The sequence below is a fragment of the Tsukamurella sp. II2bb genome (assembly GCF_057815145.1).
The window spans coordinates 18,690-40,529 of the sequence record NZ_JBYPZI010000008.1 but is presented as its reverse complement, the minus strand read 5'-3'; the positions used below and the strand labels follow the sequence as shown (position 1 = coordinate 40,529).

19 protein-coding genes are annotated in these 21,840 nt (G+C 72.3%); 7 read left to right on the top strand and 12 right to left on the bottom strand.

Annotated features, from left to right (window positions below; genetic code table 11):
* Window positions 1-43: 43 nt before the first annotated feature.
* From AC21LY_RS17505 to rimP, 7 genes are all read right to left on the bottom strand, one after another.
* Complete coding sequence (locus AC21LY_RS17505; protein ID WP_489047839.1) at window positions 44-1,318, bottom strand: MFS transporter; 1,275 nt, start codon at window positions 1,316-1,318, stop codon at window positions 44-46.
* Window positions 1,315-2,097, bottom strand: a complete 783-nt coding sequence (locus tag AC21LY_RS17500) for an ABC transporter ATP-binding protein (RefSeq protein WP_489047838.1) — start codon at window positions 2,095-2,097, stop codon at window positions 1,315-1,317. Before AC21LY_RS17500 ends, AC21LY_RS17505 begins: the two co-directional genes overlap by 4 nt.
* Window positions 2,094-3,161, bottom strand: a complete 1,068-nt coding sequence (locus AC21LY_RS17495) for a FecCD family ABC transporter permease (RefSeq protein ID WP_489047837.1) — start codon at window positions 3,159-3,161, stop codon at window positions 2,094-2,096. Before AC21LY_RS17495 ends, AC21LY_RS17500 begins: the two co-directional genes overlap by 4 nt.
* A complete protein-coding gene (locus AC21LY_RS17490) occupies window positions 3,158-4,213 on the bottom strand; it encodes an ABC transporter substrate-binding protein (RefSeq protein WP_489047836.1) in 1,056 nt (351 codons plus the stop codon). Before AC21LY_RS17490 ends, AC21LY_RS17495 begins: the two co-directional genes overlap by 4 nt.
* Before the next feature lie 89 nt (window positions 4,214-4,302).
* A complete protein-coding gene (locus tag AC21LY_RS17485; protein ID WP_489047835.1) occupies window positions 4,303-4,557 on the bottom strand; it encodes a YlxR family protein in 255 nt (84 codons plus the stop codon).
* The gene (gene nusA, locus AC21LY_RS17480) at window positions 4,554-5,555 is read right to left on the bottom strand and encodes a transcription termination factor NusA (RefSeq protein ID WP_489047834.1); all 1,002 of its coding nucleotides are present in this window, start codon (window positions 5,553-5,555) and stop codon (window positions 4,554-4,556) included. Before nusA ends, AC21LY_RS17485 begins: the two co-directional genes overlap by 4 nt.
* A complete protein-coding gene (gene rimP / locus AC21LY_RS17475) occupies window positions 5,556-6,155 on the bottom strand; it encodes a ribosome maturation factor RimP (protein WP_489047833.1) in 600 nt (199 codons plus the stop codon).
* Between the two features lie 87 nt (window positions 6,156-6,242).
* On the opposite strand from rimP, the gene AC21LY_RS17470 reads away from it, so the two are divergent.
* From AC21LY_RS17470 to AC21LY_RS17460, 3 genes are all read left to right on the top strand, one after another.
* Window positions 6,243-6,770, top strand: coding sequence for a hypothetical protein (locus AC21LY_RS17470; RefSeq protein ID WP_489047832.1), 528 nt, complete (start codon window positions 6,243-6,245; stop codon window positions 6,768-6,770).
* Window positions 6,767-7,201 carry a ferritin-like domain-containing protein gene (locus tag AC21LY_RS17465; RefSeq protein ID WP_489047831.1) on the top strand — a complete coding sequence of 145 codons (435 nt, stop codon included), beginning with the start codon at window positions 6,767-6,769 and terminating at the stop codon, window positions 7,199-7,201. The genes AC21LY_RS17470 and AC21LY_RS17465 overlap by 4 nt, the downstream gene beginning before the upstream one ends.
* 268 nt (window positions 7,202-7,469) lie before the next feature.
* Window positions 7,470-8,306: a DUF4190 domain-containing protein gene (locus AC21LY_RS17460; protein ID WP_489047830.1), complete on the top strand. Its 837-nt coding sequence runs from the start codon at window positions 7,470-7,472 to the stop codon at window positions 8,304-8,306.
* Between the two features lie 58 nt (window positions 8,307-8,364).
* Here the strand turns inward: AC21LY_RS17460 and AC21LY_RS17455 are convergent, their stop codons facing one another.
* The gene (locus tag AC21LY_RS17455) at window positions 8,365-10,122 is read right to left on the bottom strand and encodes a proline--tRNA ligase (protein ID WP_489047829.1); all 1,758 of its coding nucleotides are present in this window, start codon (window positions 10,120-10,122) and stop codon (window positions 8,365-8,367) included.
* Between the two features lie 25 nt (window positions 10,123-10,147).
* Here AC21LY_RS17455 and yaaA point away from each other — a divergent pair, with 25 nt between their 5' ends.
* Window positions 10,148-10,894 carry a peroxide stress protein YaaA gene (gene yaaA, locus AC21LY_RS17450; protein ID WP_489047828.1) on the top strand — a complete coding sequence of 249 codons (747 nt, stop codon included), beginning with the start codon at window positions 10,148-10,150 and terminating at the stop codon, window positions 10,892-10,894.
* Window positions 10,895-10,898: 4 nt separating this feature from the next.
* Here the strand turns inward: yaaA and AC21LY_RS17445 are convergent, their stop codons facing one another.
* From AC21LY_RS17445 to AC21LY_RS17430, 4 genes are all read right to left on the bottom strand, one after another.
* On the bottom strand, window positions 10,899-13,250 hold the full coding sequence (locus AC21LY_RS17445) for an MFS transporter (RefSeq protein WP_489047827.1): 2,352 nt from the start codon (window positions 13,248-13,250) through the stop codon (window positions 10,899-10,901).
* A 210-nt stretch (window positions 13,251-13,460) separates the two neighbouring features.
* Window positions 13,461-15,671, bottom strand: a complete 2,211-nt coding sequence (locus AC21LY_RS17440) for an MFS transporter (protein WP_489047826.1) — start codon at window positions 15,669-15,671, stop codon at window positions 13,461-13,463.
* A 218-nt stretch (window positions 15,672-15,889) separates the two neighbouring features.
* Window positions 15,890-17,107, bottom strand: coding sequence for a uroporphyrinogen-III C-methyltransferase (cobA, locus tag AC21LY_RS17435; protein WP_489047825.1), 1,218 nt, complete (start codon window positions 17,105-17,107; stop codon window positions 15,890-15,892).
* A gap of 30 nt (window positions 17,108-17,137) precedes the next feature.
* The gene (locus tag AC21LY_RS17430; protein WP_489047824.1) at window positions 17,138-17,722 is read right to left on the bottom strand and encodes a DUF4822 domain-containing protein; all 585 of its coding nucleotides are present in this window, start codon (window positions 17,720-17,722) and stop codon (window positions 17,138-17,140) included.
* A gap of 196 nt (window positions 17,723-17,918) precedes the next feature.
* Between AC21LY_RS17430 and AC21LY_RS17425 the strand changes: the two genes are divergently transcribed.
* The 3 genes from AC21LY_RS17425 to AC21LY_RS17415 all read left to right on the top strand — a co-directional run bounded on the left by AC21LY_RS17425 (window position 17,919) and on the right by AC21LY_RS17415 (window position 21,837).
* Window positions 17,919-19,097 (top strand): ROK family transcriptional regulator, encoded by a 1,179-nt coding sequence (locus AC21LY_RS17425; protein WP_489047823.1) that lies wholly within the window; start codon window positions 17,919-17,921, stop codon window positions 19,095-19,097.
* A gap of 136 nt (window positions 19,098-19,233) precedes the next feature.
* Window positions 19,234-20,712: a sugar porter family MFS transporter gene (locus AC21LY_RS17420; RefSeq protein WP_489047822.1), complete on the top strand. Its 1,479-nt coding sequence runs from the start codon at window positions 19,234-19,236 to the stop codon at window positions 20,710-20,712.
* Between the two features lie 75 nt (window positions 20,713-20,787).
* Window positions 20,788-21,837 (top strand): carbohydrate kinase family protein, encoded by a 1,050-nt coding sequence (locus AC21LY_RS17415; RefSeq protein ID WP_489047821.1) that lies wholly within the window; start codon window positions 20,788-20,790, stop codon window positions 21,835-21,837.
* The last annotated feature ends 3 nt before the right edge of the window (window positions 21,838-21,840 follow it).

Genomic DNA, 21,840 nt, shown 5'->3' with positions numbered 1-21,840 from the left:
GTCTTCAGACCGCTCATCATCATAGCGCGTCGAGGCAAATCGGTTACCCCGCCTCCCGGACGGCGGCCGCGACGGCCAGCAGCAGCACCGTCATCGCCCACCACGGTACGGCGGCCCCCGGGCCCGCGGCGGGAGTGTGATCGATCAGGAGGCCGGTGAGCATCGCCGCCGGGAGGACCGCCGCGCCGCCGATCGAGGCGAAGGCGCCGTAGTACGTCCCCAGGGAGCGCTCCCGAGCGAAGGACGGGATCATCGCCCGCGCGGACGGCATCACCGCCATCTGCCCGATCGTGAACACCGCGACGAAGGCGGCGAGCACGGCGATCGCGGGAACCCCCGCCAGGTCGGCGTGGACGCCGGCCCCGGCGATCGCGAAGGACGACGCCATCACCGCCAGTCCCCCGGCGATGGCGCGCCGCGGCCGGACGTCGGCGAGCCGCGCGGCCAGCGGCAGTTGGCCGAGCACCACGAGGACCGACGCCACCGCGAACAGCACCCCCACCGGCGCCTGCGAGCCCCACGCGCGGTCGACGGCCCGCGGCAGCAACAGATACAGCTGGTTGTACGCCACCAGCTGCATGCCCACCAGCGCGGCGAAGACGAGGAACGGTCGGTCGCGCGCGACCTCGCGCCATGCCCCGCGGGCCGGGGCGGCGCCGTCGGCGTGCGGACCGTCGGCGGGCAACCAGCGCAGGTGCGCGGCTCCGATGACGGCGAACAGGGCGGCGGCGACGAAACAGGTGGCGCTGAAGTCGACCGCCAGGAGCGCTGCACCCACGAGTGGGCCGACGAAGGTCCCCAGTTGGCCGTACGAGTTGAGCAGTGCGAAGGCGTCCAGCCGGTCGAGCCGGCGGACTCCGGGATCGGCGCCGGCACCGTCGTCCTCGGGCGACGGCGGGCCGATCGCGGCGCGGGCGAGCGCGGCCTCCACCGCGGGCGAGAACAACGCGCCCGCGAACCCCGTCAGGACCGCGCCGGCGAGCGCGCCGAGCAGGGTCCCGGACAGTCCGAGGGCGAGGAAGCCCACCACCCGGCAGGCGATGCCCGCCAGGATCACCGGACGCGTGCCCCAGCGGTCGGCGAGCGCGCCGCCCACCACGAACAGTCCCTGCTGGGACAGCGTCCGCACGCCGAGGACCGCGCCCACCACGGCGACCGACTGGCCCAGGTCCGTGCTCAGGTGCACGGCGAGGTACGGCAGCACCATGAAGAAGCCGACGTTGAACGCCAACTGGGTGAGGACGAGCAGGCGGACCACCGGTCCGGCGCGCCGGAATCCTCCGACGACCGTGAGCCCGCCGCGGGCCGGCGCCGTCACGACGAGAGGACCCGGGAACCCGGGCGGAGGAAGCGCACGGTCAGGCCGTCACCGTCGGCCTCCGTGACCTCGGCGTCGACGCCGTAGACGTCGGCGATGAGTTCGGCCGTCAGGACCTCCCGGACCGGGCCGGCGGCGACGACCGCGCCTGCTCGGAGCACGACGAGGTGGTCGCAGTACATCGCCGCCAGGTTCAGGTCGTGCAGCGCCACGATCGAGGTCACCGGCAGCCGGGAGACCAGCGCCAACAGGTCGAGCTGGTGCCGGATGTCGAGGTGGTTGGTGGGCTCGTCGAGCAGGAGCTCGCGCGGCTCCTGGGCCAGCGCCCGCGCGATGTGCACGCGCTGGCGCTCGCCGCCGGAGAGCCGGTGCCAGAGCCGGTCCTTCTTGTCGGTGAGGCCGGTGTGCTCGAGCGCGGCGGCGACCGCGAGGTCGTCGGCGGCGCGGTCGGCCCCGAACATCCCGCGGTACGGGATCCGGCCCAGGCGCACGACCTCCTCGACGGTGACGTCGACGTCGGTGTCCGCGTGCTGCGAGACCACCGCCACGGCCCGGGCCATCTCCCGCCTGCCCACCGACCGCAGGTCGCGGCCGTCGAGGTCGACGGTGCCGGAGGTCGGCGCGGCGAGGCCCGCCAACAGGCGGAGCAGAGAGGACTTCCCGGAGCCGTTCGGCCCGAGCAGGCCCACCGTCTCCCCCGGCTCGGGGCGCACCGTCACCGCGTCGACGACGATGGCTCCGCCGCGGTTCCAGGTGACCGACGAGGCGTTGAGGGTCATACCGCGGACCTCCTGCGGAACATGATGACGGTGAACACCGGGACGCCGATCAGCGCGGTGCCCACCCCGATGGGCAGCGGCGTCGGCGAGAAGACGACCCGCGAGGCGGCGTCGACCCAGACCAGGAAGACCGCGCCGAGGACCGCGGCCACGGGGACGAGCCGGGTGTGGCCCGGCCCGACCAGGAACCGGGCGGCGTGCGGCAGCACCAGCCCGACGAAGCCGATCGCGCCCGCGACGCTGACCAGGGTGGCCGTCATCAGCGCGGCCAGCACGAGCAGTCCGCCGCGCACCCAGGGCACGGGGATGCCGAGGGACGAGGCGACGTCGTCGCCGAAGGTGAAGGCGTCAAAGACGAAGGCGAGCGCGCAGCACACCGCGACCCCGACGATCACCACGACCCCGGTGAGCCGCACGTCGCTCCACCGCACGCCCTCCAGCGAGCCGAGGAGCCAGAACATCACGCCGCGGGTCTCGTCGGCGTCGGCGAAGGCGAAGATCACGAAGGAGGTGAGGGCGGAGAAGAGCTGGGTCATCGCGACGCCGGCGAGGATCACCCGATCGTTGCTGCCGCCCGACGCGCGGGCCAGCAGGACGACCAGCCCGAAGGCGATCAGCGCGCCGACGAAGGCGCCGCCGGACATGCCCAGCGACGCCGCGCCGAGTCCGAGGACGCCGATCACGACCGCGCCGGTGGACGCGCCGGACGAGATGCCCAGCAGATAGGGATCGGCGAGCGGGTTGCGCAGCAGCGACTGCAGGACCACGCCGCAGACCGCGAGCCCGGCGCCGCACGCCGCGGCGACGAGCGACCGCGGCAGCCGGTCCTCCCAGACGATCGCGTCCTCGGTCACCCGTACCGGGATGTCGGTGAGCGAGAGGTGGTTGGTGAGGATGTCCCGGACGTTGACCAGCGAGATGTCCGCGGCCCCCAGGGTCATCGCGACCATCACCGAGAGGACGAGGCCCGCGACGCCCAGCAGCAGCACCGCGGGGACGAAGGCCCGGCCGCCGCGCGCACCGGCGCGGGCGGCGCTGTTGCGCGGCAGGGTCGTCGCGGTCATCGCGGCGGGAAGGAGTTCAGCCCGGCGGCGAGCTTCTCGATGGCGTCCGCGGTCCGGATCGACAGGTTCAGTTCGGCGCCGTGCAGCGCGACGTACCGCTTGCCCTGCACGGCGGCCATGGTGCGCGTGACCGGGTCCGAGGCGAGGAAGGTCTCCTTGTCGGCGAGCCGGTCGCCCGGGAACCGATTGCGGGTGAGGTCGCCCAGGACGATCACGTCCGGGTTCGCCGCGACGACGGCCTCCCACGTGGTGGCGGGCCAGTCGTCGCGCACGTCGGCGAAGACGTTCCGCGCCCCGATCGTGGTGGCGAGCAGGTTCCCCGAGCCGAGGCCGCCCGCGAAGTACGGGCTCTTGGTGTCCGCGAACCAGAACCCGATCGACCTGCCCGAGGCGTCGACCTTGGCCTTGGCCTCCGCGGTGCGCTTCTTCAGGTCCGCGACCAGCGCGGCGCCGCGGTCGGGCACGTCGAAGATCGCGGCGAGCTCGGTGATCTCCTGATACAGCGCGCCGATCTCGACGGGGCGGGTCCGCTTGCCGCCGGCGTTGATCGACCGGCCGTCCTCGCAGTCGCCCGGCGAGAGGTAGGTGTTGGTGCGCGTCTCGGCGAACCGGTCGCGGGTGGCGACCCCGCCCTCCTTCTTGAAGTGCCGGCCGAAGGAAGCCGTCACGAAGGTCGGGTCGGTACCCATCACCACCTCGTACGACGGTGCGTTGTCGGCGAGCCGCCGGACCTTGGAGTTCGCGTCGGCGAGGTTCGGCAGGACCGGGTCCGTCCACGAGGCGGTGCCCACCATCTTGTCCGCAAGGCCGAGCGACAGGAGGATCTCCGTCGAGCCCTGGTCCAGCGAGACCACCTTCGACGGTGCCGCCGAGAAGGTCTGGGAGGTGCCGCAGTTGTCGACGGTCAGCGGGTACGAGGTCTTGCCCTCGGCCGCCGACGGCGCGGCAGCGGCATCCACCTTCTCCGAAGCCCCACAGCCCGACAGGAGCGCGGCGGTCAGAGCCACCGGAACGGCGAGGGCGATCGAACGCCTCCGGGAGGGAACATGCATGTCGGGCAACCTTTTCCGGGACCGGCACACCGAGGCCGGCGCGCAGCGAACAAGAGAGGCTACCCTAGCACAGAGCCGCTTAGGCTCACCTAATCCCTCCACTCCTCGGGCTCCACCAGGCGCCCGGGAACGCGCAGCGCCCGGCGGAAGGCGTTCCTCTTCCGCGCCGCGGCGAGGCACGCCTCGTCGTCGTGCAGCCAGGCGCCCCGTCCGGGCTCGCGGTGCCGCGCGTCGTGGACGAGGCGCGCGGCACCGTCGGGTGACGGTGCCGCGACGTACCGACTCAGCTCCCGCGCCGGTGCCCTGCGCCGGCAGCCGATGCAGGTCCGGACCGGCTCGCTCACTGGGAGTCGGTGCTCTCCGCGTCCGAGCGGATGTCGATGCGCCAGCCGGTCAGGCGGGCGGCGAGGCGGGCGTTCTGCCCCTCCTTGCCGATGGCGAGGGAGAGCTTGAAATCGGGGACGACCACGCGGGCGGCCTTCTCCTTGGCGTCGACGATGGTCACGGAGACCACCGACGAGGGCGAGAGGGCGTTGCCGACGAAGACCGCGGGATCGTCGTCGTAGGAGATGATGTCGATCTTCTCGCCCTCGAGGTCGCTCATGACGTTGCGGACGCGCTGGCCCATCGGGCCGATGCACGCGCCCTTGGCGTTGAGACCCGCCACCGAGGTGCGCACGGCGATCTTGGACCGGTGGCCGGCCTCGCGCGCCACCGAGGTGATCTCGACGCTGCCGTCGGCGATCTCCGGGACCTCGAGCGCGAAGAGCTTCTTGACCAGGTTCGGATGGGTGCGCGAGAGGGTGATCTGCGTGCCGCGCTGCCCCCGGCTGACGCCGACGACGTAGAACTTCATCCGGTCGCCGTGGCGGTAGGTCTCCCCCGGCACCTGCTCGGCGGGCGGCAGCAGGCCCTCGTGGCCCTCGCGCTCGCTGCCGATCCGCACCACGACGAAGCCGCGCGCGGCGGCCCGGGCGTCGGCCTGCACCACGCCCGAGACGACCTCGCCCTCGTAGACGGCGAACTCGCCGAAGGTGCGGTCGTTCTCCGCGTCCCGCAGCCGCTGGGTGATCAGCTGGCGGGCCGAGTCGGCGGCGATCCGGCCGAAGCCCTCGGGCGTGTCGTCCCATTCGGTGATGACGTTGCCGTCGGCGTCGAGCTCCTGCGCCAGCACCTTCACCGACCCGGTGCGCCGGTCGACGTCGATCCGCGCGTGCGGCTGATGCCCATCGGTGTGCTTGTACGCGGTGAGGAGCGCCACCTGGATCGCCTCGATGACGGTGTCGACCGAGATGTCCTTCTCCGCCTCGATCGCCCGCAGGGTCGCCATGTCGATGTTCATCTAGTCCTCATCCTCGTTCCCGGGCGCCGCACCGGCGCCCTCGCCCGTCGGGTCCACCGGTTCGGCACCCGACTCCACGCGCCCGGGCGTAATGCCCGAGAGCTTCATCTCCTGGGGGTTCGGCCTGCGGAACTCCACCCGGACGGCGGCAGCGGCCACGTCGTCGAGGGCGAGCTCGCGGGTCGTCGGGGCGGCGCCCTTCGCCCCGGGCAGTACGACGGTGACCCCGGCCCCGTCGTCCGAGAGCGGCCCGATCCGGGCCAGCAGGTTCGTCCCGTCCCGCAGCTCGATCGCCGCCTGCCGGCCGCGGGCGCGTCGCCAGTGGCGGGGTTCGGCGAGCGGGCGCTCCGCACCGGGCGTGGTGACCTCGAGGGTGAACGCCTGGCCGCCGAAGACCTCGTCGGCGTCGTCGACCGCGGCCGACAGCGTGCGCGTCACCTCCGCCAGATCGTCGAGGGTGGGCCCGGCGTCGCTGTCCACGACCACCGCGATGGAGGACTTGCTGCCCGCATTGTTGATCTTCAGCTGCTCGAGATCGAGACCCGCCGCGTCCAGGTGGGGCGCGAGGACGGCCAACACCTTCGCTTCGTCGTAAGCCATACGCGCCTCCCTGTGAAATTGTCACCGGACGTGCCCGGTGTCGAACGCTGCAGTCAGTGTACCCGGGTGCGCCGCTAGACTCGCCCCGTGATCGCCCCACCACCGCGCCGCGGCGACGACCCGCCGTCGCGTTCCGGCGTCGACCGCCGCACCGTCCTCACCTCCGCCCTCGTCGCCGGGGGCGCGCTGGTGGGTGCGGGCGCGCTCGCCGCGTGCACGACGCCCGAGGAGCGCGCCGACGATCCGCAGGCGGTCCGCCTGCAGTCGGCGGCCGCGCAGGCCCAGGCCGACGCCGACGCCGCGCGGGGGCTCGCCGTGCTCGACGGTGCCGCCGCCCCGCAGTTGCGGACCATCGCGGATCAGCGCGGCCAGCACGCCGCGGCGCTCACCGACGAGCTCTCCCGGTACGTGCAGCGGCCCACCTCGGTGACCGCCGCACCGTCGTCGACCCCGGTGCCGCCCTCACCGCTGACCCGCCAGTCACTGCACGCCCAGCTCGCCCGCTCCGCGAAGGCGGCGGGCGACGCCGCCGTCGCGGCCTCCGGCTACCAGGCCGCGCTGCTCGGGTCCGTCGCCGCCGCCACGCGGGTGCACGCCGAGGTGGTGCTCCCGTGACCCCCACCCAGGACGCCGTGACGGCCGCCGTGCGGGCCGAACACGCCGCCGTCTACCTGTACGGACTCATCGAGGCCTACGCCTCGCCCGCCCGCAAGACCGACGTCGCGACCTACGCCGCCGAGCACCGCGCGCAGCGCGACGCCCTCGCCCGGGTGCTCAGCGCCGCCGGCGCCGAGGTTCCCGCGGCCGCGCCCTCCTACACGCCGCCCGAACCCGTCACGGATCCCGTCAGCGCGGCGAAGGTGGCGGCAGCGGTGGAGGACGACACCGCCGCCGCGCACCGGAACGTGCTGTCCCAGGCCGACGGTGACGGGGTCCGGCATCTCGGAGTCACCGGACTCGGCGGCTCCGCGGTGCGGGGCGCGCGCTGGCGCGTCGCCCTGGGGGTCTCCCCCGTGACCGCGCCCTTCCCCGGCATCCGCACCTGAGCCGGGGCCGGGACTGGTGGCCGCGCCGGTGAACATGCAGGTTGAGGCCACTGCGGCGAGAGTCGCTGGGGGTATGCGTGTGACGCACCACCCCGCGGACCGGCTCCGCTGACCGCTCTGGATTCGGCGCCGCGACTGCTCGGAAAAGCCATGCGTGCCACGCATGGCTAGAAACGCGCAGGTAGAGACCATTCTCAGCGGTGAAGGGCATGCGTACGACGCATGGGAGGCCGAATGCGTTCGGGGCGCGAACACCTACACTCGTGGGATGACGTCCAGCGATCCGAAGCACCCCGGCGACGAGAACTACGACGCGACGATGATCCGTCCGGCCGAGTCGACACCGTCGACTCCCGACCTCGCCAAGGACGACGCAGGTCAGGCCCCGTCGGATCCGGGAGTGGGCGGCGATCCGAACGCGGCGACCACCGTGCACAACACCGCGCAGCCGTCGGGCACGCCGTACACCCCGCCCGCCGACCCGTACACCGCGCCGGCGGACCCGTACGCGCAGCCGAACCCGTACGCGGCACCGTCGGATCCCTACGCCGCACCGGCCGATCCCTACGCGAACCCGTACGCGGCCCCGCCCCAGTACCCGGGCCAGCAGTTCGGCGGCGAGCAGCAGTACGGACAACCGCAGTACGGCCAGCAGCCCTACGGCCAGGCCCCCTACGGTCAGGCGCCGTACGGCCAGCAGGCGTACGGGCAGCCCGGTGTCCCCGGTCAGCAGCCGGGCTTCCCCGCCTACCCGGGCCAGGGCGCCGGGTACCCGGGCTACCCCGGCCAGCAGGTGCCCCCGGGCACCAACGGCCTCGCCATCGCTTCCCTCGCGACGGGCATCATCGCGTTCCCGTTCGTGTGCATCCCGTTCCTGGGGTACGCCGCCGTGCTCCTCGCGATCGCCGCGATCGTCATGGGTGCCATCGCGATGAAGCAGACCAAGCAGAGCGGACAGCAGGGCCGCGGCTTGGCGATCGCCGGCGTCGTCCTCGGCGCCGTCTTCCTCGTGCTGTTCGCCATCCTGGTCATCTTCGGCATCGCCTGGGTGGCCAGCGACGGCTTCGGCCAGGGCGCGAGCCTGCTGCTCGCCCTACTCGCCTGATCCGGTGAACACTGAGGGGCCGCACCGGATCCGGTGCGGCCCCTCAGTGTTGAGGTGACTAGCGTGCTGCGGCGACGATCTCCCCGGCGGCGTCGGCGACGGGGATCTCCCGGGCCTCGCCGGTGAGGCGGTCACGGAGCTCGACGACACCGTCGGCCCAGCCCCGCCCGACCACGACGACGGTCGGCACCCCGATCAGCTCGGAGTCCTTGAACTTGATGCCGGGCGAGGCCTTGCGGTCGTCCAGCAGCACCTGCAGGCCCGCCGCGTCCAGCTCTGCGGCCAAGGACTCGGCACCGGTCCAGGCACCCTCGTCCTTGTTCGCGATGACGACGTGCACGTCGAACGGGGCGATGCCCTTCGGCCAGCGCAGGCCCTTGTCGTCGTGCTGCTGCTCGGCGATCACCGCGACCAGCCGCGAGACGCCGACGCCGTAGGAGCCCTGGGTCAGGCGCACCGGCTTGCCGTTCTCGCCGAGAACGTCCACCTCGAAGGCGTCGGTGTACTTGCGGCCCAGCTGGAAGATGTGGCCGATCTCGATACCGCGGGCCGAGCGCAGCACGCCCTTGCCGTCGGGCGAGGCGTCGCCGTCGCGGACCTCGGCGGCCTCGATGGTGCCGTCGGGCGTGAAGTCGCGGCCCGCGGTGAGGTTCACGACGTGCCGGCCCGGCGCGTCGGCACCGGTGATCCAGGCGGTCCCGGTCACCACGCGCGGGTCGACGAGGTAGCGGACCTCGTTCTCGAGCAGCGCCTTCGGGCCGATGTAGCCCTTGACCAGGAACGGGTACTTGGCGAAGTCCTCGGCCTCGAGCAGCGCGACCTCGGCGGGCTCGAGCGAGGCCTCGAGACGCTTGAAGTCGACCTCGCGGTCGCCGGGCACACCGACGCCGAGCAGCTCCCAGTCGCCGCCCGGAGCGCGGGTCTTGACCAGGATGTTCTTGAGGGTGTCGCCGGCGGTGACCTCGCGGCCGAGGACGGAGGCACCGTCGGCGCCGTCGTTCGCCCAGGCCACGAGCGTGTCGATGGTGGGCGTGTCCGGGGTGTCGTAGACCTGCGCGGCGGGCAGGCCGTCGAGGTCGATCGCCGGCGGCGCGGGCGTGACCACGGCCTCGACGTTCGCGGCGTAGTCCGACTCGGTCGAGTGCACGTAGGTGTCCTCGCCGACCTCGCTCACGGCGAGGAACTCCTCGGACGCGCTGCCGCCCATGGCGCCGGACGTGGCCGAGACGATGACGTGCTCGACGTCCAGGCGCGCGAAGATCCGCTGGTAGGCGGCGCGATGCTTGGCGTACGCCTCGGCGAGCCCCTCGTCGGTGGTGTCGAAGCTGTAGCTGTCCTTCATCACGAACTCGCGGCCACGGAGGATGCCGGCGCGCGGCCGCTCCTCGTCGCGGTACTTGATCTGGATCTGGTACAGGATGACCGGCAGGTCCTTGTACGAGTTGTACTCGCCCTTGACCGTGAGGGCGAAGATCTCCTCATGGGTGGGGCCGAGCAGCATGTCGGTGCCCTTGCGGTCCTGCAGGCGGAACAGGTTCGGGCCGTACTCGGACCAGCGGTTGGTGGCCTCGTAGGGCTCGCGCGGCAGCAGCGCGGGCAGCAGGATCTCCTGGCCGCCGATGGCGTTCATCTCCTCGCGCACGACCTGCTCGATGTTGCGCAGCACCCGCAGCCCGAGCGGCAACCAGGAGTACACACCGGGCGCGATGCGCCGCACGTACCCGGCGCGGACGAGCAGCTTGTGGCTGGGTACCTCGGCGTCCGCCGGGTCGTCGCGGAGCGTGCGCAGGAACAGCTGGGAGAATCGGGTGATCACGACGCCACAGCTTAGTGTGTCCGGTGTGCTGATCCTGCTTCCCCCGTCCGAAACCAAGGCCGGCGACGGCGCGGGCGCGCCCCTCGACCTGGCGACGCTCACCTTCCCGTCGCTCACCGCGACCCGCGAGCGCGTGCTCGAGGCCCTCGTCGCGGTCTCCCGGGACGACGGTGCCGCCCGCGCCGCGCTGGGACTGTCCGCCGGCCAGACGGACGAGTTGGAGCGCAACCGCGCGCTGCGCACCGCGCCCACCCGGCCCGCGATCGAGCAGTACACGGGCGTGCTCTACGACGCGCTGGACGTCCGGGGCATGACGAAGGCGCAGCGCGCGAAGGCGGACGCGCGCCTGGCCGTCGGTTCGGCGCTGTTCGGCGTCGTCGGGGCCGTCGACGCGATCCCCGCCTACCGGCTCTCGTCGGGCTCGAAACTGCCCGGACTCGGCACGCTGGCCGCGGAGTGGAAGCCGGCACTGGCCGATGCCCTCGCCGCCGCCGACCGCGGCCTCGTCGTCGACCTGCGCTCCGGCGGCTACGCCGCGCTGGGACGGGTGCCGGGCGCGGTCACGGCCACCGTCGTCACCGAGAAGGCGGACGGTTCACGCTCCGTGGTCTCGCACTTCAACAAGCACCACAAGGGCCTGCTCGCCCGCGCGCTGGTGGTCACCCGCGCCGAGCCCGGCGACGCCCGCGCCGTGGTGAAGGTGGCGGAGAAGGCCGGACTGCGCGCCGAGCTGTCGACACCGACCGAGGTGACGATCGTCACCGAGGGGTGATCGGCTAGTCCTCGTCCAGACGGTGCCGGCGGGCGCGGCTGACGCGGTCGGCCTGCGCCGAGTGCTCGGGGTGGTGCATGCCGTCCGGCTCCGGGAGCGCGTGCCGGCCGCCGGTGCGGGGCGCTGCGTCCGCCTGCTGCGCGGGCGCGGCGGGCGGGCGCTGGAACTGTCCGCTGGGGCGCTGGATCGGGGCGCTCGGACGCTGGATCGGCGTGCTCGGGCGCTGCATCGGGGCGCTCGGCCGGTGCTGTCCGCTCGGATCGTGCTGCGGCGCGCCGGGCCGGTGCAGGGGCGCGCTCGGCCGGTGCAGCGGGGCGCTGGGGCGGTACTGCTGCTGGTGCGGGGGCGGCACCGGCGCACCCTGGCCCCGGTACTGCGGGTCCGCCGGGGGCCGCTGCGCCGGCTGCACCGGCTGCGGTGCCATCTGCTGCGGCGGGCGCTGGAGGTCGGCGCTCTCGCGCTGGATCGGGCCGGACGGGCGGGCGACGCCGGCGAGATCGTCGCCGGGGCGGCCGGTGTGCCGCGGCAGCGGGTCGCTCGGATGCGAGTACGCCTGCTGCGGTGCCACCTGGGGCGGCCGAGGCGGCTGTGTGGCCGGCCGGTGCTGCAGCGGCCGCTGCTGCGGTGCCTGCGGGCGCTTGATCGCCCGGAAGCGGTCGGTGAAGTACACCGGCTCCGGATCGCCGGGCTGCTCGTTGTACGCCCGGTCGAAGTCCTCGCGGCGGACCGCGGGGAACGAACCGGAGGTGACGTCGCCCTCGATGGGCTCCCAGTCGTCGTCGACGTCGTCGTCGCGTTCGAAGGCCTGCGCCGGGAAGGAGGTCGACGGGATCGAGCCGCCGGACTTGCTCGACTCCTGCGCGGCCTGCCCCTCGGCGACCTCCTCCGGGGTGAACCGCATGAAGGGCACGACGACCAGGCCCGCGAGGATGAGGATCGCGGCGCACGCGATGAACGCGAGGCCGTACCCCGAAGCCAGCGCGGAGCGCTGCGCGCTCGTGAGCATCTCGTGGGTGATGTCGCCCTTGGTGGGTCCACCCTCCTTCATGATCCGGGAGGTGACCACGACCTGGACGGACGCGAGGCCGACGATGCCGCCGATGTTCTGGCACACCTCGACCAGCGCCGACATCGGGCCGGTCTCGGACGGGCGGACGCCGGCCAGTGCGCAGATCGGCAGCGGGATCATCGCGAAGCCCACGCCCAGGCCGATGAGGAAGACGGGCACGCCGATGTACGGGAAGTAGCTGACGGCCGACGGGTCCTTGGTCATCAGCGTCGGGACGTAGATGCAGGGCAGGAAGACGATCACGCCGCCGATCGCGACCAGCCAGCGGGCCTGGATCTTCAGCGCGAGCTTGGACGAGATCGGGGCGGCGATGCCCATGCCGACCGCGAACGGGATCAGTGCGACGCCGGACTGCAGCGGCGAGTAGCCCAGCACCTGCTGGAAGGTGAGCGCGACGTAGAAGCCGAGCGTCGGGATCAGGGCGCCGCAGACCAGGATCGCGAGCATCGCCGCCACCCGATTGCGGTTGCGGAACAGGGAGAAGGGCAGGATCGGGTTCTTCGCGGTGCGCTCCACCAGGAGGAAGGCGACCAGGCAGACCACACTGATGGCACCGGCGACGTAGATGCTCACGCCCTTCCAGTGGACCTCGGGGCCCATGGTGAGCGTGTAGACGCCGCCCACGCAGCCCGCCACGGCGAGGAAGGCGCCCTTGACGTCCAGGGCGTGCCGGCGTTCCGAGGTCGACTCCTCGAGCGCGACGACCGCGCCGATGACGCAGACGATGCCCACCGGGACGTTGATCCAGAAGACGAACCGCCAGTCCAGAGTGGCGAGCAGGCCACCCGCGACGAGGCCCGCGACGGAGCCGAGGCCCGCCATCGCGCCGAAGATGGCGAAGGCCTGGTTGCGCGCCTTGCCCGGCGCGAAGGTCGTGGCGATCAGCGCCAGCGCCGTCGGGCAGGCGATCGCGGCGAACAGGCCCTGGCCGGCCCGGGCGATGAGCAGCCAGGCCTCGTTGGTGGCGAAACCCGTGAGCAGCGAGGCGATCGAGAATCCCGCGACGCCGAGGATGAACATCCGTTTTCGGCCGAAGGTGTCGCCCAGTCTCCCGCCGAGCAGCATGAAGCCGCCGAAGGTCACCGCGTACGCGCCGAAGACCCAGATCTTCGCGGCGTCCGAGAGGTGCATGGCGTCCTGGATCCGCGGCAGCGCGACGAAGACGACGGTCCCGTCGAGGACGGCGAGGAACATCATCCCGGACAGGACGACGATGGCGAGGCCGAGGGCGCTGCCCTTGACGCGATAGGTCTGCGCCGGCGCCCCGGGGGCCATCGTTGCGGTCATGGAGACCGAGGCTACCGGCTGATAGAAGTCCCTAAGAAATCGTTCACGCAGGTTTCCGGGACCGGAGCGTCGCTGGGCAACCGTGGTGCGTGCACTCCGCATCCATCGCCCGGGGGCGTTTGCCCAGACCACGCCGGGTATTCGCCGGCCGCTCCGCGACGCCGGCCGGGCCCGCCAGAAAATTCGGGCGACACGCCCGGAGCGGGACGATCAGTCCTCGAGACGGTGCCTACGGGCGCGCCCGGCCTGCCGCGTCGACTCGGGGTGACGCATGCCGTCCGGCTCCGGCGCGGCGTGCCGTCCGGTGCGCGGCGCCGGTGCGCCCTGGTACTGCGGAGGCCTCGCCGTCGGCGCTCCGGGTCGAGGCCCGGAGGGACGCGGGGCCTGCTGCTCGGTCCGGTACTGCTGCGGCGCGGGCCGGGGCGGCCGGTAGTCGGGGACGGAGGCGCGTGGCGCCGGCGGCACGGGCGGCCGCGGCAGGTCGACGCTCTCCCGCTGGATCGGGCCGGACGGCCGGGCGATACCCGCGAGCCCGTCGCCCGGGCGGTGGCCCGGACGGGGCAGCGGGTCGCTGGGGTGCGAGTAGGCCTGCTGCGGGGCCGACGGTGCCGGGCGGCGCGGCGGCACGATCGGCACCTGCCGCGTCGAGGGCTGCGCGGGCGCCGGGTTCTGCGGCGCCCGGTCCTGCACGTCGGCCCGCTTGATGGCGCGGAAGCGGTCGGTGAAGTACACCGGCTCCGGATCGCCGGGCTGCTCGTTGTAGGCCCGGTCGAAGTCCTCGCGGCGGATCGCGGCGAAGGAGCCGGACGTGACGTCGCCCTCGAGCGGCTCCCAGTCGTCGTCGACGTCGTCTTCATCGTCCTCGAAGGCCTGCGCCGGGAAGGAGGTCGACGGGATCGCACCGCCGGACTCGCTGGACTCCTTGGCGGCCTGGCCCTCGGCGATCTCCTCGGGGGTGAAGCGCATGAAGGGCACCACGACGAGGCCCGCGATGATCAGGATCGCGGCGCAGGCGATGAAGGCCAGGCCGTAGCCGGAGGCCAGGGCTCCGATCTGGTCGCCGCTGAGGTTGTCGTGTCGCAGGTGTCCGGTGGTGGGGCCGCCCTCGGCCATGATCCGCGAGGTGACCACGACCTGGACCGATGCGAGCCCGATGATGCCGCCGAGGTTCTGCGCGACCTCGATCAGGGCGGTCAGCGGGCCGATCTCCGACGGCCGGACCCCGGCCACCGCGCCGAGCGGCAGCGGCACGACGGCCATGCCGACGCCGATGCCGATGAAGAACACCGGGATCGCGATCTGGGGGAAGTAGGAGATCGTGGCCGGGTCCTGCCCCACCAGGGTGGGGACGTAGACGCACGGCAGGAAGACGATCACACCGCCGACCGCGACGAGCCAGCGCGCCTGGAACCGGCGCACCAGCGACGCGCTGACGGCGACGGAGATGCCGAAGCCGACGGCGAAGGGCAGCAGCGCCAGGCCCGACTGGAAGGGCGTGTAGCCGAGGACCAGCTGGAAGGTCAGCGCGACGTAGAAGCCGAGCGTCGGGATCAGGGCGCCGCAGACCAGGATCGCGAGCATCGCCGCGACCCGATTGCGGTTGTTGAACAGCGAGAACGGCAGGATCGGGTTCTTCGCGGTCCGCTCCACCCAGAGGAACAGCCCGAGACAGATCGCACTGACCACGGCCGCGGCGTAGACCGATGCGCTCTGCCAGTGCGCCTCCGGGCCCGCGGTGAGCGCGTAGACGCCGGTGACGCAGCCGGCGACCGCGAGGGCGGCGCCCTTGACGTCGAGGGCGTGCCGCCGCTCGGCCATGGCCTCGTCGAGGGTGAACCACCCGCCGATCGCGCAGGCGATGCCGACGGGGACGTTGATCCAGAAGATGAGCCGCCAGTCGATCGTGGCGAGCAGGCCACCGGCCACCAGTCCGGCGATGGAGCCGAGGCCCGCCATCGCACCGAAGACGGCGAAAGCCTGGTTGCGGGCCCTACCCGGCGCGAAGGTGGTCGCGATCAGCGCCAGCGCGGTGGGTCCGGCGATCGCGGCGAAGAAGCCCTGGCCGACGCGCGCGGCGAGCAGCAACGCCTCGTTGGTCGCGAAACCCGCGGCCGCGGAGGCGACGGTGAAGCCGACGACCCCGAGCAGGAACATCTTCTTCCGGCCGAAGGTGTCGCCGAGCCGCCCGCCCAGCAGGAGGAAGCCGCCGAAGGTGAGCGCGTACGCGCCGAAGACCCACACCTTGGTGGCGTCCGACAGGCCGAGCGCGTCCTGGATCTCGGGCATGGCCACGAAGACGACGGTGCCGTCGAGCACCGAGAGGAAGATCATCCCGCACAGCACGAGGATCGGGATGCCGACGGCGCTGCCCTTGACGCGGTAGGTCTGCGCCGGGCCGCTGGGGGCCATCGTTGAGGTCATGATGCCCGAGGCTACCGACTACCCCACCGGATCCGGAAGTCGTGAACGGTAACAATTGTGGCGGAAGTTACGGATGTGGCGACACCGGCCCCCACGAAGAACTCCCGAAACGGACGATTCGTGCAGCGTAGAGCGGTGATCCTCGCGTCCCGCGGCGACCGCCGCAGCGCGACGTCACATTCGGCCGACACGCGCGAAAACCACACCCCGGGTGCGGATCAGACGCCGAGCGCGGCGGTGAAACCGGCTGTCGCACCCACCACGAGCACCGCCGGCGGCACGACCCCCGCGGCCGCCGCGTCGGCCGCGATCGAGGCGAGCGTGCCGCGGACCGTCCGCTGGCCGCCCGTCGTCGCGTTCTCCACGACCGCGGCGGGGGTCTCGGCCGGCCGGCCGCCCGCGATCAGCGCGTCGGCGATCGCCGCGAGGCGCTCCACGGCCATGAGCACCACGACGGTGCCGCGCAGCCGCCCGAGCGCGTCCCAATCGACGAGGCTGTCCGGATGGCCGGGCGCGACGTGCCCCGAGACCACGACGAACTCGTGCGTGACGCCGCGGTGGGTCACGGGGATGCCCGCAGCCGCCGGCGCGGCGATCGACGACGTGATGCCCGGCACCACCGTCACGGGAATGCCCTCGGCGGCCAGCGCCTCGAGCTCCTCGAAACCGCGGCCGAAAACGTACGGGTCGCCGCCCTTGAGCCGGACGACGAACTTGCCCTCCCGCGCCCGGTCGATGAGCACCTGGTTGATGGCCTGCTGCGCCATCGCCCGGCCGTAGGGCACCTTCGCGGCGTCGATCACCTCGACGTGCGGCGCGAGCTCGGCCAGCAGCCGGGGCGGGGCCAGACGGTCCGCGACGACCACGTCGGCGAGGCCGAGCAGCGCCCGGCCGCGCACGGTGATCAGGTCGGGATCCCCCGGTCCCCCGCCGACGAGTGCCACGCCCTCGGGCTTGCGGGCGGGCCGGGCGGCCTCGTCGCCCGTCAGAACGGCGCGGAGCGCGTCCCGCACGGCCGCGGACCGTCGGTGATCGCCGGACGCGAGGACACCCACCTGGAGTCCGTCCGTGGCCACCGTCGCGGGGGTCACGGCTGTTCCCTCGCGGGCGAGATCGGCGCGCACGCAGAAGGTGCGCGCCGTCTCCGCCTCGGCGACGACGGCGGCGTTCACCGCCGGGTCGTTCGTGGCGGCCAGGGCGTACCAGGCCCCCCGCAGGTCGCCGGTGGCGTACTCGCGACGGTGCCAGACGATGCCGGGCGTCGCCTCCACGGCGGGGGTCGCCTCGGGCGCGACGACGTGCACGTCGGCCCCGGCGGCGAGCAGCACCGGCAGGCGCCGCTGGACGACGGTGCCGGCCCCCACGACGACGACACGGCGCCCTCGCAGATCCAGACCGACGAGGTAGGGATCGTGCGGGGCGCCGTGGTTGTTCATTCCGCTCAGCTTAGTGAGCGGCCTTCGTCCTTACGCGCTCGGCTCGGCGTGCTTGGTGGGGGTGTGGACGATGTCGAAGTAGACGGCCTTGTTCGAGGCCTCGGGGTACACGCGGTACGTGAACTCCTTCTCCGTCAGCGTCACGATGTCGACGGTGCGCTTGTACTGCACGCTGCCGTCGGCGTTGAGCGCGGTGATGGTGCGGGTCTTGCCGTTGGGCGAGACGGTCCAGACGCCGTGGCCCTTGGCCGAGTCGTCCAGGTTGTAGAGGGTGAAGGTGCCGTCCTTCTTGAAGTAGGCCCAGCCGACGTAGTTCTTGACGTTCTTGTCGGTCAGCGCGACCGTGGCGCCCTTGGCATCGGTGGCACCGGTGGTCTCCCACGCGGTCGACGCGAGGATCGCGGCCGGGGTGCCGGCCTTGACCGGGGTGGGCTTCGGGGCCGCGGCCTTGGCGGAGGCGCTCGCGGCGGCGGCGGAGGGCTTGGCCGAGGCGCTGGCCTTGGCGGAGGAGGAGGGCGAGCCGGGCGCGGCGTACGAGCCCGCGGCGCAGCCGGCGGTGGCGACCACGGCAGCGGCGGCGAAGGTCACGGAAAGGAGCTTGATCGAGGAGTGCATGAAGCTTTTGTACAGGAACCTCTCAGCCCGCGCGAGGGCCGGGCTCAGGGTGAGACGAATTCCTCACACGACCGTCGTGACCTGCGGCTCTTCGGTCAGGACCATGCGTGACGGTACAGGTCGGACACGCATCAGTACACATCCGGCATAGCGCGACCGTCCGTGGCGGCGGCGCTCCGGTGGCATGATCGCCGAGATGACCACACCATCGGCGCGACCGGGCTCGCCGCGGGCCCTCCGCGACCAGAACCGCGCCCGCGTCATCGCCACGCTCCGCGTGCACGGCGCCCTCACGCAGGCCGACCTGGCCCGCGAGACCGGCCTCGCCACGGCGACGGTGTCGAACATCGTCCACGAACTGGACGCCGCGGGCGATGTGGTGGTGACGGCGGACCGCGGGCGGAGGCGGACCGTCCGGCTCACCCGCAAGACCGGCTACGTCGTGGGGATCGACTACGGCCACCGGCACATCACGGTCGCCGTGAGCGATCTGGCGCACGAGATCCTCGCCGAGCAACGGGTCGCCCTCACCGGCTCCGCCACGGCCGAGGAGGGCATGGACGCCGCCGCGCGCCTGACGGCGAGCGCGCTCTCCGTCGCGGGCATCGACCGGTCGGACGTGGTCGGAGCCGCGCTCGGCCTGCCCGCGCCGATCGAGCGGCGCAGCCGCAAGGTCGGGTCACCGTCGATCCTGCCCGGGTGGGTCGGCGTCGATGCCGGCGCACTGGCGACCGAGGCGCTCGATCTCCCCGTGGAGGTCTCGGTGGACAACGACGCCAACCTGGGCGCGCTCGCCGAACGCCGCTGGGGCGCGGGCACGGGGATGTCCGACCTGGTGTACCTGAAGCTGTCGGAGGGCGTGGGAGCCGGCCTCATCGTCGGCGGGCTCCCCTACTCCGGCATCTCGGGCACGGCCGGGGAGATCGGCCACACCACGGTCGACGAGTTCGGAGCGGTGTGCCGGTGCGGCAACCGCGGCTGCCTCGAGACGCTGGTGTCGGCGCGACGGGTCGCGGCCCTGCTGGCCGACACCGCGGGCGGTGAGCTCACCATCGCCGAGATCGTGGACCGGGCGCGGCTCGGCCACCGCGCCTACCACCGGGTGCTCGAGGACGTGGGCCGGCAGGTCGGCCGCTCGCTCGCCGATCTGTGCAGCGTCTTCAATCCCGAGCTGATCGTGGTCGGCGGCGAGCTGGCCCAGGCCTCGGCGATCCTGATCCCCGCGATCCGGCAGGTGGTGGACCGGTGCGGCGTGCCGTCCGCCGCCGAGTCCGTGCGGATCGTGCCCGCGAAGCTGGGGGCGCGCACCCACGTCCTCGGCGCGATCGCCCTGGCGCTCGCCGACGTCGACAGGCCCAGCGTGTTCAAGAGTTGAACGAAACCGCCAGAGATTTACGCGAGTTCATACGAATCCTTCGAGAGTGCCCGCCCGGCCTCGGTTCAATGTGAGGCAGCTCACAACCCCGGGCATCCTCCCGTCGCCCGGTCTGAACCATCCAGGAAGGGTCGACATGGAAAGTGGCGGAGTCTCGAACGCCCCGTCGGTGTTCGGCGATGACGAGCAGTCATCCAGTAAGCGCATCATCTTGATCGCGGCGGTCGCCGCGATGGGCGGCCTGCTGTTCGGCTACGACAGTGCCGTCATCAACGGCGCGGTCAAGGCCATCGAAGAGGACTTCGAGGTCAAGGGCGCCGTCCTCGGGTTCGCGGTCGCCTCGGCCCTCCTCGGCGCGGCGGCGGGCGCCATGACGGCGGGCCGCATCGCCGACCGGATCGGCCGGCTCCGCGTCATGCAGATCGCCGCGGTCCTGTTCTTCGTCAGCGCGCTGGTCACGGGCCTCGCGCCCGAGATCGTCACGCTGGTGATCGGCCGTATCATAGGCGGCCTCGGCGTGGGCATCGCGTCCGTGATCGCCCCCGCCTACATCGCGGAGACGTCACCGGCCCGCATCCGCGGCCGCCTGGGATCGCTCCAGCAGCTCGCCATCGTGCTCGGCATCTTCCTCTCGTTGCTCATCGACTACGTCCTCGCGGACCTCGCGGGCGGCGCGAACAAGGAGCTCTGGCTCGGCATGGACGCCTGGCGCTGGATGTTCCTCTCCATGGCGGTGCCCGCGGTCGTCTACGGCGTGCTCGCCATGACGATCCCCGAGTCGCCCCGCTACCTCGTCGCGTCCCAGCGGATCTCCGAAGCGCGGAAGGTCCTCACCCTGCTCTTCGGGGAGAAGAACCTGGAGATCACGATAACCCGCATCCAGGAGAGCCTGGAGGGCGACAGCAAGCCGTCCTGGAAGGACCTCAAGAGCCCGGCCGGCCGCATCTACCCCATCGTCTGGGCCGGCCTGCTGCTCTCCGCGTTCCAGCAGTTCGTGGGCATCAACGTCATCTTCTACTACTCCAACATGCTGTGGCAGGCGGTGGGCTTCGAGGAGTCGCAGTCGTTCCAGATCAGCGTCTTCACGTCCGTGGTGAACATCGCGACCACGATCGTCGCGATCCTGCTGGTCGACAAGGTCGGCCGTAAGCCGCTCCTGCTGGTCGGCTCCGCGGGCATGGCCGTCACCCTGGCCACGATGGCCCTGTGCTTCAGCACCGCCACCCTGGCCCCGAACGCGCACGGGGAGATGGTTCCGCACCTCGACGGTGCCTGGGGGCCGATCGCCCTCGTCGCCGCGAACCTGTTCGTCGTGTTCTTCGGAATGAGCTGGGGCCCGGTGGTCTGGGTGCTCCTCGGCGAGATGTTCCCGAACCGTATCCGCGGCGCGGCGCTGTCCCTGGCCGCGGCCGGCCAATGGACCGCGAACTGGATCATCACCGTCTCCTTCCCCGAACTCGCCGACCTCTCGCTGACCTTCGCCTACGCGATGTACGCGACCTTCGCGGTCCTGTCCGGGATCTTCGTCCTCAGGTTCGTCAAGGAGACGAAGGGGATGTCCCTCGAGGACATGGACGCCGCCAACGGCATCGTCCACCCCAAGGCCCAGGCCTGACCCGGCGACGGTGCGCCGGACTGAAGGCCCGGCGCACCGTCGCCCTCCATCACCTCCCACCCTTCCGGAGTTCCCATGTCCCTTCCCGGCCACCCCCTGCCCGACAACACCTCCGCCGGAGCCGGCGAGCCCCGTCGCCCGCGCAAGGTCGCGGTGCTCGGCCCCATCCCCCGCGACCACGTGGTCACCCACCGCGGCGAGGTCATCGACAAGTACGGCTGCGTCCTCTACACCGTCGCGGCCCTCGCCTCGCTCCTCGGCCCCGACGACGTGGTGCGGCCGATCGTGCACGTGCGCAAGCAGGACATGGCTCCCATCAGGGAGATCCTGTCGCGCTTCGACAACATCGACTACACCGGCCTGCGCGACGATTCCGACCGCGGCGACGTGATCGAGCTGACCTTCCGCGACCAGAACCGCCGCGACGAGCGGCAGGTCGGGTTCATGCACCCGATCTCGCCGAAGGACGTGGAATTCGCCCTCGACTCGGACGCCTTCGTGTGCGTGCCGGTGACCGATTACGAAGTGGCGCAGCCGACCCTGGCGTACATCCGCGAGCACAGCGACGGCGTGATCCTGCTCGACGGCCACGGCCCCACCGTCTCCCTCACGGCCGCCGGACACCGCGTGCCCCGGATGTGGATCGACCGCGACGCGTGGCTGCCCAACATCGACATCCTCAAGATGAATCTCGAAGAGGCGGGCTGCAGTTGGTTCCCGCCACCGGGGGCCGACCCGGATCTGCTGGGCCGCGAGCTGTCGATGGAGGAGCTGCCGGTGTTCGCCGAGCACTGCCTGCGCCGGGGCGTCAAGGCGGTGTGCGTGACCCTCGACGAGGAGGGCTGCCGCGTCTACTGGCTCGACGAGACGGACTCGCTGCGCTCGGAGACGGTGCCCCGGATCCCCGTCGCCGACGTGGTCGACACCACCGGCTGCGGCGACTCCTTCGCCGCCGGAATGGGTTTCGGCTACCTCGAGAGCGGCGGCGACTACGTGGAGGCCGCGCGCTACGGCAACGCCATGGGCGCGCAGCGGTGCGCCGGGCGGAGGATCGATGTCTACCTCCCGCTGGCCGAGACCAAGGCCCAGATCGCCGCCGTGTACGCCACCGCCGGAAGCGAGTGACCA

Bases quoted from the DNA above. Each gene is read 5' to 3' on its own strand.
- AC21LY_RS17500 (WP_489047838.1), bottom strand. From the start codon at position 2,097: ATGACCCTCAACGCCTCGTCGGTCACCTGGAACCGCGGCGGAGCCATC.
- AC21LY_RS17495 (WP_489047837.1), bottom strand. From the start codon at position 3,161: ATGACCGCGACGACCCTGCCGCGCAACAGCGCCGCCCGCGCCGGTGCG.
- AC21LY_RS17490 (WP_489047836.1), bottom strand. From the start codon at position 4,213: ATGCATGTTCCCTCCCGGAGGCGTTCGATCGCCCTCGCCGTTCCGGTG.
- nusA (WP_489047834.1), bottom strand. From the start codon at position 5,555: ATGAACATCGACATGGCGACCCTGCGGGCGATCGAGGCGGAGAAGGAC.
- rimP (WP_489047833.1), bottom strand. From the start codon at position 6,155: ATGGCTTACGACGAAGCGAAGGTGTTGGCCGTCCTCGCGCCCCACCTG.
- AC21LY_RS17460 (WP_489047830.1), top strand. From the start codon at position 7,470: ATGACGTCCAGCGATCCGAAGCACCCCGGCGACGAGAACTACGACGCG.
- AC21LY_RS17445 (WP_489047827.1), bottom strand. From the start codon at position 13,250: ATGACCGCAACGATGGCCCCCGGGGCGCCGGCGCAGACCTATCGCGTC.
- AC21LY_RS17440 (WP_489047826.1), bottom strand. From the start codon at position 15,671: ATGACCTCAACGATGGCCCCCAGCGGCCCGGCGCAGACCTACCGCGTC.
- cobA (WP_489047825.1), bottom strand. From the start codon at position 17,107: ATGAACAACCACGGCGCCCCGCACGATCCCTACCTCGTCGGTCTGGAT.
- AC21LY_RS17430 (WP_489047824.1), bottom strand. From the start codon at position 17,722: ATGCACTCCTCGATCAAGCTCCTTTCCGTGACCTTCGCCGCCGCTGCC.
- AC21LY_RS17425 (WP_489047823.1), top strand. From the start codon at position 17,919: ATGACCACACCATCGGCGCGACCGGGCTCGCCGCGGGCCCTCCGCGAC.
- AC21LY_RS17420 (WP_489047822.1), top strand. From the start codon at position 19,234: ATGGAAAGTGGCGGAGTCTCGAACGCCCCGTCGGTGTTCGGCGATGAC.
- AC21LY_RS17415 (WP_489047821.1), top strand. From the start codon at position 20,788: ATGTCCCTTCCCGGCCACCCCCTGCCCGACAACACCTCCGCCGGAGCC.